Annotated in this window: 8 protein-coding genes; 3 read left to right on the top strand and 5 right to left on the bottom strand. The window is 69.3% G+C overall.

The window, feature by feature from the left end; genetic code table 11:
- A partial coding sequence (locus AC6LJ5_RS28650; protein WP_498142285.1) for a bifunctional transcriptional activator/DNA repair enzyme AdaA occupies positions 1 to 828 on the top strand: 828 nt, incomplete at its 5' end.
- A gap of 30 nt (positions 829 to 858) precedes the next feature.
- Here the strand turns inward: AC6LJ5_RS28650 and AC6LJ5_RS28645 are convergent.
- Genes AC6LJ5_RS28645 through AC6LJ5_RS28630 form a run of 4 tightly spaced genes read right to left on the bottom strand, consistent with a single transcriptional unit; the run spans position 859 to position 7,798 of the window.
- Positions 859 to 2,301 (bottom strand): efflux transporter outer membrane subunit, encoded by a 1,443-nt coding sequence (locus AC6LJ5_RS28645; protein WP_498142284.1) that lies wholly within the window; start codon positions 2,299 to 2,301, stop codon positions 859 to 861.
- On the bottom strand, positions 2,291 to 5,377 hold the full coding sequence (locus AC6LJ5_RS28640; RefSeq protein ID WP_498142283.1) for an efflux RND transporter permease subunit: 3,087 nt from the start codon (positions 5,375 to 5,377) through the stop codon (positions 2,291 to 2,293). The genes AC6LJ5_RS28645 and AC6LJ5_RS28640 overlap by 11 nt, the downstream gene beginning before the upstream one ends.
- A complete protein-coding gene (locus AC6LJ5_RS28635; protein WP_498142282.1) occupies positions 5,374 to 6,582 on the bottom strand; it encodes an efflux RND transporter periplasmic adaptor subunit in 1,209 nt (402 codons plus the stop codon). The genes AC6LJ5_RS28640 and AC6LJ5_RS28635 overlap by 4 nt, the downstream gene beginning before the upstream one ends.
- Complete coding sequence (locus AC6LJ5_RS28630) at positions 6,575 to 7,798, bottom strand: arabinose transporter (protein WP_103274088.1); 1,224 nt, start codon at positions 7,796 to 7,798, stop codon at positions 6,575 to 6,577. The genes AC6LJ5_RS28635 and AC6LJ5_RS28630 overlap by 8 nt, the downstream gene beginning before the upstream one ends.
- Before the next feature lie 208 nt (positions 7,799 to 8,006).
- Here AC6LJ5_RS28630 and AC6LJ5_RS28625 point away from each other — a divergent pair, with 208 nt between their 5' ends.
- Positions 8,007 to 8,642 (top strand): TetR/AcrR family transcriptional regulator, encoded by a 636-nt coding sequence (locus AC6LJ5_RS28625; protein WP_103274087.1) that lies wholly within the window; start codon positions 8,007 to 8,009, stop codon positions 8,640 to 8,642.
- Positions 8,643 to 8,676: 34 nt separating this feature from the next.
- Here the strand turns inward: AC6LJ5_RS28625 and AC6LJ5_RS28620 are convergent, their stop codons facing one another.
- On the bottom strand, positions 8,677 to 9,534 hold the full coding sequence (locus tag AC6LJ5_RS28620) for a LysR family transcriptional regulator (protein WP_498142281.1): 858 nt from the start codon (positions 9,532 to 9,534) through the stop codon (positions 8,677 to 8,679).
- Between the two features lie 181 nt (positions 9,535 to 9,715).
- Here AC6LJ5_RS28620 and AC6LJ5_RS28615 point away from each other — a divergent pair, with 181 nt between their 5' ends.
- Positions 9,716 to 11,263, top strand: a complete 1,548-nt coding sequence (locus tag AC6LJ5_RS28615) for an MFS transporter (protein ID WP_498142280.1) — start codon at positions 9,716 to 9,718, stop codon at positions 11,261 to 11,263.
- The last annotated feature ends 84 nt before the right edge of the window (positions 11,264 to 11,347 follow it).

Raw genomic sequence — 11,347 nt, 5'->3', positions numbered from 1 at the left:
CCCCTGAGCCCCCAGCACGCCGCCGCCGTCGAGCGGGCCTGCCGCGCGCTCGAGGCGGAGCAGCCGCCCGACCTGAACACGCTGGCCGAGCAGGCCGGCATGAGCCGCTTCCATTTCCATCGCGTGTTCAAGGCCGCCACCGGCGTCACGCCCAAGGCCTATGCCACCGCGCTGCGCGCCAGCCGCGCGCGCCAGCAGCTGCGCGAAAGCGCCAGCGTCACGGACGCCATGTACGACGCGGGCTTCAATTCCAGCGGGCGCTTTTACGAAGCCGCGCCCGCCATGCTGGGCATGACGCCCACAGCCTATCGCCAGCATGGCGCGGGCGTGGACATCCGCTTCGCCGTGGCGCAATGCTCGCTGGGCGCCTTGCTGGTGGCGGCCAGCGCCATCGGCATCTGCGAGATCGCGCTACACGAAGACCCCGAACACCTGGTGCGCGGCCTGCAGGAACGCTTCAGCAAGGCCCGCCTGATCGGCGCCGACGCCGAGTTCGAACGCTGGGTGGCCGAGGTGGTGGGCTTCGTCGAAGACCCGTCGCTGGGCCTGAACCTGCCGCTGGATGTGCGCGGCACCGCCTTCCAGCGCCGCGTGTGGGAAGCGCTGCGCGAGATTCCGGTTGGCGCCACCGCCACCTATGCGCAGGTCGCCGAACGCATCGGCTCGCCGGCGGCGGTGCGCGCCGTGGCGCGCGCATGCGCCACCAACAACATCGCGCTGGCGATTCCCTGCCATCGCGTGGTCCGCACCGACGGCTCGCTGGCCGGCTACCGCTGGGGCATCGAGCGCAAGCGCGAGCTGATCGCGCGCGAAGCGCAGGCGGCTTGACGCGCCCTCGGCCACCCCGCGCGCGCCCCGTCAGTTCACGACGCCCGGCTCCCAGCCGCCGCCCAGGACCTTGAACACATCGACCCGCGCGGAGCCGACCTGTTGCTTCTGGGCAGCCTCCTGCGACATCGCCGTGACCAGGCTGTCTTGCGCCACCAGCACGTCCAGATAGCTGATCGAACCCGCGCGGTAGCGTTGCTCGGCTAGGCGGAAGGCATTGTCGGCGCGGGTGCGGGCCTGGACCAGCGCATCGCGCTGGCGGATCGCCGCGTCATAGGCGCTCAATGCCTGTTCCGTCTCTTTCAGCGCGTTCAGCACCGCGCCGTCGAAGCGGGCCAGCGAGGCCGCGCTCTGCGCCTCGGCCTGCTCGATGCGGCTAAGCGCGGCAGCGATGTTGGGAAAGCTCCAGGACACCAGCGGACCCAGCGCGAACGACCAGGCGCGGTCGCCGGTAAGCGTGTCATTGCGCAGGTAGCTGCCGGACGCGCCCAGCGTGACGCGCGGATAGAGATCGGCCACGGCCACGCCGATGCGCGCGGTGTCGGCAGCCAGCCTGCGCTCGGCCTGGCGCAGATCGGGCCGCCTGCGCAGCAACGCGGCGCCGTCGCCCACCGGGATCGCGCCGCCCACCTCGGGCGGGCTGGCGCATGCCCGCGCGGCCTGCGGCACCCGGGCCGGCGTGCGTCCCAGCAGCGCCGCCAGTTCGAACAGGGCGGCGCTGCGGCGCGCCTCGATGGGCGCCAGCGCCGCCTCGGTGCGCGCCAGCGCCACACCGGCCCGCTCGGCGTCCAGGCGCGAAGCCGAACCGGCGCGCTCCTGCTCGCTGATCAGGTCCAGGTTGCGCCGCGCCAGCGCGATGGACGCGCGAGCCACCTGCTCCGACTCGCCGTAGGCGCAGGCGTTCAGGTAGGCGCGCGCCGTGTCGGCCACGACCAGCACCCTGGCCGCGTCATAGGCCGCTGCGACCGCGTCGGCGTCGTAGCGGGCCGCCTCGATGTCGCGCCGCACCCGTCCGAACAGGTCCACCTCGTAGGCCACTTCCAGCCCGCCGCTGTAGCTCCACTGCCGGGGCGCCGGGCCGTCGCCGCCGCCAGCCGCGTTGTTGCGGCCATAACGCGTGCCGCCCGACAGCTGGGTCGACGGCAGCAGCCCGACCCGGGCCTGGCCGTAGACCGCGCGCGCCTTGTCCAGGTTGGCCAGCGCCGCGCGCAGGTCGGGATTGGCAGCCAGCGCTTCCTGCAACAGGCCGTTGAGCGTGGCGTCGTCGTACAGCCGCCACCAGTCCGCTGGCAGCTCGGCGCCGGCGTTGGTGCGCTCGGACTGGCTGACGAACGCCCCGGCGGCCGCCGACGGCATCGCCGGCGCGCGATAGTCGGGTCCGCTGGCGCAGCCGCCCAGGGCCAGCGCCAGCAGCAAGGGCGCGGCAAGGGCTCGCGCCCTGCCCGCCGGGCGCTGCGATGACTCAATGCGCATGGCCCGCCTCCGACGCCAGTTCGCGGGCGCGCGCGCCTTGCGCCGCCGCCCGGTGGTCCTTGGCGATGAAGCTGTAGATCGTGGGCAGCACGAACAGCGTGAACAGCGTGCCGATCAGCATGCCCATCACCACGACCACGCCGATCGAATACCGGCTGGCCGAACCCGCTCCGCCGGCGAACAGCAGCGGCACCAGGCCGGCGACCATGGCCGCCGTGGTCATCAGCACGGGACGCATGCGCACCGTCGCCGCCTTCTCGATGGCTTCGATGCGGCTCAGGTTCTCATGCTCTTGGATATGGTTGGCGAAAGTGACCATCAGGATTCCGTGTTTCGAGATCAGGCCGATCAGGGTGACCAGGCCGATCTGGGTGTAGATGTTGAGCGTGGCGTAGCCCAGCCACAGCGGCACCAGCGCGCCGCAGACGGCCAGCGGCACCGTGACCAGGATCACCAGCGGATCGCGCAGGCTCTCGAACTGCGCCGCCAGGACCAGGAAGATCACCACCAGCGCGAAGCCGAACGACACCCACAGCCGGTTGCCTTCCTGCACGAACTGACGGCTGTCGCTGAGCCAGTCGACGCTGGTGCTGGCCGGCAGCGGCTGCGATTGCAGGAACGCGACGGCCTCGCCCATGCTGATGCCGGGACGGGGCAGCATGACCAGCGTGGCCGAGTTCATCTGGCCGAACTGGGTGAGCTGGTTGGCCTGGGGCCGCGTCTCGACGCGGGCGACGGTGGCCAGCGGCACCAATGCGCCGGTGACGGTCTTGACGTAGAAGCGGCCCAGGTCTTCCGGCGTCATCCGGTCGTCCTGCCTGACCTGCGGGATCACGTCATAGGACCGGTCATGGAAATTGAAGCGGTTGACGTAGTTCTCGCCCACCAGCACCGCCAGGGTTTCGGCGATGGCCTGCATGGTCACGCCCATTTCGCGCGCCTTGGCGCTGTCGATGGCGACATGCGCCTGCTGGCTGTCGAAGGCCAGGTCGTTCTGCACGTAGACGAACAGGCCGCTGGCATAGGCCGCCGCCTTGATCTTCTCGGCGGTGTCATAGAGCGTCTTGAGGTCCTCCGGCGAGCGCAGCACCATCTGCACCGGCAGGCCGCCGCTGGAGCCCGGCAGCGCCGGGAACTGCACGGCGGTCAGCGTTTCGCCGTCGATCGCGCCGCCGGCCGCCTGTATCTGGCCCTGGATCTGGATGGACGAGCGCGAGCGCTCGGACCAGTCCTTCAGGATCGCCCCGCTCAGCATCTGGTTCTGCCCGCGTCCGGTGCCGCCGATATGCATGAAGCTGCTGTCGAACTCGGGGATGGATTCGAAGATCTGCTCGACCCGGGCGGCGTAGCGCGCGGTATAGCCTACCCCCGCGTACTGCGGCGCCTTGGCGATGACGATGACCGCGCCCTGGTCTTCCGTGGGCGCGAGCTCGCGGCGGATGCCCAGCAACAGCACCACGATGGCGGCCAGCACCGCCACGCCCACCAGCAGCACCGCGCCGCGCGCGGCCAGGGTGCGCGACAGCGCGCGCCGGTAGCGCTCGGCCAGCGACGCCATGTAGTGCTCCACCAGCCTGGCCAGCCGGCCCTCGTTCTGGCGGGCATCCAGCAGCATGGAGCTCATCACCGGCGACAAGGTCAGCGCGACCACGCCGGACACGACGACCGAGCCGGCCAGCGTGAAGGCGAACTCCTTGAAGAGCGCCCCCGTCAGGCCGCCCATCATGCCGATCGGCGCGTACACGGCCGCCAGCGTGATGGTCATGGCGACCACCGGCCCGACGATCTCGCGCGCGCCCAGCAGCGCCGCGCGCACCGACGACAGCCCGTCCTCGACGTGTCGATGGATGTTCTCGACCACCACGATGGCGTCGTCCACCACCAGCCCGATCGCCAGCACCATCGCCAGCAAGGTCAGCAGATTGATGGAAAAACCGAACGCCAGCATCAGCGCCGCGGTGCCGATCAGCGACAGCGGAATGGTCACGACCGGAATGATGACGGCGCGGAAAGTGCCCAGGAACAGGAAGATCACCGCGATCACGATCACCACGGCCTCGACCAGCGTTTCCCTGACTTCCTCGATCGAGGCGTTGACGAACTTCGCCACGTCGTAGTTAGGCATCACGCTCAGTCCCGGCGGCGCCATCTCGCGGATCTTCGGCACCAGCGCCTTGGCCTGCTTGACGATCTCCAGCGGATTGCCTTCCGGCGAGGGATACAGCGACACGAAGATCGCCGGCACGCCGGACGCGAAGGACGCGTTGTTGTAGTTCTGGCCGCCAATTTCCACCGTCGCCACGTCGGACAGGCGCACCACGCCGCCGTCGGGCTTGGACAGGATCACCATCTGGCGGAAGTCCTCGACATCGCGCAGGTCGGTGGCGGCGCTGATGTTGGTGACGGTCAGCGAACTCTTGAGCTGGCCGGGCGCGGCCTGCACGTTGTTGGCGCGCAGCGCCGCCGCGACCTCGCCGGCCGACAGGCCGCGCGCGGCCAGCTTGACCGGATCGATCCAGATGCGCAGCGCCAGCGTCTGGCCGCCGTTGATATCGACCGAGGCGACGCCGGGAATACCGGCGAACAGCGGCTGGGCGACCCGGTTGGCGAAGTCCGTGATCTGCGGGATGGTCAGCGTGTCGCTGAAGAAGGCCACGTACTGCACGGCCGTGCCGCCCTCGGTGGACTTGCTGATGACCGGATCGGTGACGCCGGCCGGCAATTGGTACTTGACCTGCTGCACCTTGGCCAGGATCTCGGTCATGGCGCGGTCGGCATCGGCATTGAGCACCAGGCGCGCCTTGATTTCGCTCTTGCCCTGGGTGGTGGTCGAACTCAGGTATTCAATGCCGCTGGCCGTGGCGATGGACTGCGAGATCGGCGTGGTGACGAAGCCCTGCATCACCTCCTGCGTCGCGCCCGGAAAGGACGTGGTCACGGTGACGGTGGCGTTTTCCAGGTACGGATACTGCCGCACCGGCAGCGAGAACACGGCGGCCGCGCCCATCAGCAGGATCAGCAGGCTGACCACCAGCGCCAGGATGGGCCGGCGGATGAAGATGTCGGTGAAGCTCATGACGACTTCCTCGTTGCCGCGCCCGGCGCGGGCACGGCGGCCGGGGCGGGGCCGGCCGTGGCATCGGCACCCTTGATCCTGACGACGGCGCCGGGCGGCAGGCGGTTCTGTCCTGCCGTCACCACCAGGTCGCCGGCCCGGATGCCTTGCGTGACCAGCACCTCCTCGCCCAGCCGGCGGCCGGTCGTGACCGGCACCGCGACGGCCTTGCCCACGCCTTGCGCGTTGGCGTCGCGGACCAGCACCACGCTGTCGCCGGAAGCCGAGGTCTGGATCGCCGTGAGCGGCAGCACGACCGCGCTCTCGGTCGCGGGCAACACCAGCGCGGCCGTGGCGTACATGCCCGACTGCAGCACGTGGTCGGGGTTGGGCAGCAGGGCCTGCACCGTGGCGTTGCGCGTCTGGCTGTCGACGCGCGGCTCGATGGAGCTGACCCTGGCCTCGAACACGCGGCCGGGCACGGCGTCCACGCTCACCTGCACCGTCGCGCCGGGCGCCAGCCTGGGCAGGTCCTGCTGCGGCAGCGTGAAGTTCACGTACAACGGATCGAGCTGCGTCAACGTGGCTACGGGTTCGCCCGCGTTCAGGTACTGGCCCACGTTGACGCGCCGGATGCCGATCTGGCCGGCGAACGGCGCCTGGACGCGCTTCTGCTCGATGCGTGCATCCAGTTGCCGGACGGCGGCGACGGCCTGGGCCGCCTCGGCCTTGCGTTGCTCCAGCACCTCGCGCGACTCGGCGCCGCTGGGCGCCAATCCCTGCGAGCGCCGCAATTGCAGCAGCGCGAAATCGGCCTTGGCCGAGGCGGCCGCGCGGTCGGCCTGCTCGGGCGCGTCGAACAGCTGGACCAGCGCGGCCCCTTCCTTGACGGTCTGCCCGGCCGTGAAGTGAATGGCGGTCACGCGTCCCGCCGTATCCGGCGCCAGCATGACTTCGCGCACGGCCTGCAGACTGCCGACCGCCCGCAACGAACCGGCGACGCTGCGCGGCTCGGCCTGGACAACCGAGACCAGGAACGGCAGCCGTTCCCCCGGTTTGGCCACGCCGGCCCGCGCGGCGCGCCAGCCGTACAAGCCGCCGGACACCAGCGCCAGGCCGACCAGGCTGATGACGAAGGGCCGGATGCGCATCACGCCCGTGCGCCGGTTGCCCGCCTTGGGCAGGCGGATGCCGGGGCCGCCCGCGGAGGTATTCGTATCACGCATGACGATTTCCCTTGGATGCGCCGAACAAGAGCTTCAAGGCCACGACCACGGACAGGGCCACGGCGGTGGCGCCGGCCAGGTACACCGAAGCGATGCCGCCGGCATCGGCCAGCAGGCCGGCCAACGGGCTGGTGATGCCCAGCGACATGTCCAGGAACGCGACGTAGGCGCCCATTGCCAGGCTGCGGGTCTGCGGCGGCGCGCGGCGCACGGCTTCCACGCCGAAGCCGGGGAAGGCCAGCGAGTAGCCGAAGCCGGTGAGCGCGGCGCCGATGTAGGCCATGACGGCCGTGTCCGCGCCCCAGATCAGCAGCTGGCCGGCCGCTTCGATGATCACGCACACCAGCGCGACCTTGGCGCCGCCGATCTTGTCGGGCAGATGGCCGAAGAACAGGCGGGCGCCGATGAAGGCCACGCCGAACGCGGTGAAGGCCAGCGAGGCATTGCCCCAATCCTTGGCCGCGAACAGCAGGGCGATGAAGGCGGTGATGACGCCAAAGCCGACGCTGGACAGGGCCAGGCCCATGCCGGGCGCCCAGACGGCGCTCAGCACCTTGTAGAACGGCGTGCGCCGCTGGCTGGTGGGAGCGATCCCTCGCACGCCGGCCACCACGGCCAGCGCCAGCATGGGCACGAACAGCGTGGCGACCGAGATGCCGTTGAAGCCCCACAGGCCGTTGACGACCACGCCGGCGGGCGCGCCCAGCGCGTAGGCGCCGTACATGGCGATGCCGTTCCAGGCCATGACCTTGCCGGCGTTCTGCGGCCCGACCAGGCCGATGCCCCAGCCCATCGCGCCCGTGACGATCAGGCTTTCGCCCATGGCCAGCAGGATGCGGCCGGCCACCAGGATCCACACCGACGTGGTCGGCGCGTCAAGAAAGGCCAGCGAGGCCAGATAGAGCAGGCCCGAGGCGGCGGCGGCCACCGAGCCCGCCACTACGGCGCGCTTGGCGCCGCGCATGTCGGCGTAGTTGCCGGCCCACGAGCGCGACAGCAGGGCTGCGGCGAACTGCGAGCCGACCACCAGGCCGACCACCAGCGTGTCCATGCCCAGGGTGTCGTGCAGGTGCAGCGGCAGCACGGGCAGTTGCATGCCGATGACCAGGAAGCCGATGAATACCGCCAGCGTGAGCGGCAGCAGCTTGATCACCACGTTGGTGACGGGGGGCGCAAGCGTCGAGGGCGACGCGTGCTGGGTATGTGCTTTTGTCATGATTGGGTCCAGGAGAGAGCGGCGCCACGGGCCGTTTTCGGTCGGCGCCGGGGCGTTCGATGCCGGTTGACGGGCGTCTTCCTCGTCTCCTTGGAATGCGCTTTTTCGCCGTCATCGGGATAAAATGCGAATAATTCGTCGCGTTAAAATTATGCGACTAATCCTTCGCGTTTTCTATTCGCATTCTCTTTCGACCCGCCCAGCCGCCATGAGCCAGAGCAATCCCCCGCAGATCTCCTCTAGAAAGCAGCCCAAGCAGGCGCGCTCGGCCGAGCTCGTGGCCACCATCCTGCAAGCCGCTACTCAGGTTTTGGCCCAGGAAGGCGCCGGCCGCTTCACCACGGCGCGCGTGGCCGAAAAGGCCGGCGTCAGCGTCGGTTCGGTCTACCAATACTTTCCCAACAAGGCCGCCATCCTGTTCCGCTTGCAGAGCGACGAATGGCGCCAGACGCAGGAAATGCTGAGCCGCATCCTGGAAGACCAGGCCAGGCCGCCGCTGGAACGGCTGCGGGCGCTGGTGCATGCGTTTGTCCGCTCGGAGTGCGAGGAAGCCGAGATGCGGGTCGCGCTCAGCGACGCCGCCCCGCTCTACCGAGACGCGCCGGAAGCCCGCGAAGCGCGGGCGGCGGGCGAGGAAACCTTTCGCGCCTTCATGCGCGAGGTGATGCCCAAGGCCTCGCCGGCCGACCTGGCCCTGGTGGGCGGCTTGATATCCACCACCCTGAGCGCCGTGGGCAAGGTCTTTTCAGGCCACGCGCGCAGCAAGGCGGAAATCGGCGCCTATGCGGACGCCATGGCGGACATGTTCTGCGCCTATATCGCCGACGTGGCGCACCGCGCTTGAACGTCGACGCGCGGCCCCGGCGTTGGCGGCCGCGCTATGCGGAAGCCGCAACGCACGATTCGATCAGCTGCCCCGCCAGCGCCTGCGCGGCGGGCGTCCTTCCCGACGCGCTCCAGAGCAGCCGGAAGCTGGCTTGCGGCAAGGGCGGCAAGCCGGCTTCGGCGTCGATCTCCACGATTCCCGGTTCCAGGTCTTCCTGGAGAATGGCGGTGATGGCCAGGCCGGCCTTCACCGCCGCGCGCAGCCCTTGCTGACTGAGCGACGTGAAGGCAAGCCGCCATTCACGCCCCGCATCTTCCAGCGCGCGTGTCGCCACTTCTCGATGCAGGCAGGGCCTCGGCGCCAGGGCCAGGGGCACCGGCGCATGCGCGGCCACATCGAACCCCTCCCCCGCCGCCCACACGAACCGGGTCCGGCGCAACAAGGGCGACGCCGGGTCCTCGTCGAGCGACAGCGTGACCGCCAGGTCCAGCAGGCCGGCGTCTATCTGGTCGCGCAAGGCCAGATACGTGTCCACCGTCGCGTCCAGCCTCACTGCGGGGAACTGGCGCGAAAAGCGCGCCAGCATGGGCGGCAGGCGGTCGCCCACATAGCTTTCCGGAACGCCGAAGCGCACCGCGCCCGCCACGGCGGAGCGTTGAAAGCGTATCGCCAGCGCATCCTGCGCCCGCAGGATCTGCTCGGCATGGCGCAGGAATTCCTCACCGTCCTCGGTCAGGGTCAGGCTGCGGGTCGTGCGCTTGAGCAGCGCGGTTCCCGCCTGCTCTTCCAGCCTGCGGATTTGATGGCTGACCGCTGATTGGCTCAGGTGCAGACGCTTGCCGGCGCGCGTGAAACCGCCCGTCTCATGTACCGCGATGAATGCGCGCAGAAGATCCGGGTCGTAGTCCATGCCGATCACTCATGATGAAATTTAATTAATCCAACAAAATTAAATCATTTCCATCATTTTTTGTCTTTTTCCACAATGGCATTCCCGCCAACCGTCCGCCGCGCATCCGCGGACCGGGTCCGGACCTGACGTGCGCACCACCCGGCGCGCCGGCAAGATCCACCCGATTGTGGAAACACCCATGAAACCCCTAACCCCTGCACACAAGAATACGGTCACGCTTACCGCCGCCTGCCTCGCCTGCCTGATGTTCGGCCTGGAGATTTCCAGCGTCCCGGTAATCCTGCCCATCCTCGAAACCGTCCTGCGCAGCAGCTTTCGCGATCTGCAATGGATCATGAACGCCTACACCATCGCCTGCGCCGCCGTGCTGATGGCGGCGGGCGCGCTGGCCGACCGCTACGGGCGCAAACGGGCATTCCTGCTCTGCCTGGTGCTGTTCGGCTTCACCTCCCTGGCCTGCGGCCTGGCAGGCAATTCCGCCTGGCTGATCGCGGGCCGCTTCCTTCAGGGCATGGCCGGCGGCGCCATGCTGGTCTGCCAGCTGGCGGTGCTGTCGCACCAGTTCGCCGATAGCGCCGCGCGCGCCAAGGCCTTCGGCGCCTGGGGCGTGGTCTTTGGCATCGGCCTGGGCCTGGGCCCGATCATCGGCGCCGGCATCGTGGCACTGTCCAGCTGGCAGTGGGTGTTCCTGGTGCATGTTCCCATCGCGGTGGCGGCCTTTGGCCTAGCGGCGGCCGGCGTGGACGAATCGCGCGACCCGCAACACCGCCGGCTGGACTGGGCGGGCATCGTCTCGCTCTCGGTCGCGGTGTTCGGCCTGGCCTGGTTCATCACGCAAGGGCCGGTGGCGGGCTTTGCCAGCCTGCCCTCGCTGGCCAGCTTGCTCGCCGCCGCGGGCGGTTTCATCATCTTCGCCGCGGCGCAACGGCGGGCCGTCGATCCGCTGTTCGATTTCTCGGTATTCCGCATCCGCCGCTTCTCCGGCGCGCTGCTTGGGTCGATGGGCATGAACTTCAGCTTCTGGCCGCTCATGATCTACCTGCCCTTGTATTTCCAGCACGGGCTGGGCTATGCCAGCCTGGCGACCGGGCTGTCGCTGTTGGCCTATACCTTGCCGACGCTGATACTGCCGCCGCTCGGCGAACGCCTGGCGCTGCGCTACCGGGCGGAGGCCGTGATTCCCGCCGGCCTGTTCGCCATCGGCGCGGGGTGCTTCCTGATGGCCTGGGGCAGCGGCGTCCAGCAGGCCAGCTGGCTGACGATGCTGCCCGGCTGCCTGCTCGCCAGCATCGGCCTGGGCGTGACCAATACGCCCGTGACCAACACCACCACCGGCTCGGTGCCAACGGGGCGCGCCGGCATGGCGTCCGGCATCGACACCAGCGCGCGCTTCATCAGCCTGGCGCTGAACATCGCGGTGATGGGCTTCATCCTGGTGGAAGGCATCGCCTCGTTCCTGCGCAGGCAGCTCCCGCCGGCGATCGATGCCGCCCAGCTCCGCTCGCTGGCCGAACAGCTGACCACGGGAACGGCCCCGACGATCGGACAGGGCGCGGCCGCGTGGACCGTTCCCGCCGAAACGGCCAGGCAAGCGCTGGCCCATGGTTTCGGCTGGGTGATGCTGTATGGCGGAGTCAGCGTCTGGCTGTTCGCGCTGGGCAGCTTGCTGGTGTTCGGCGCGCCACGCGCGGCGCGCCGGACCAGAGCGGGGTCCAGCGTGCAATGAAAAAATCTATGGTCAGCCCGATTTTTGCAAGCGAGGCGGTGTAGGCGTAAATTGGGCTTGCTCAAATCTATTCGGAGTCAGTTG

Source organism: Achromobacter sp. 1011791174 (genome assembly GCF_059760925.1).
Note: the sequence above shows the minus strand (reverse complement) of the source record. Positions and strands in the feature narration are given on the sequence as shown.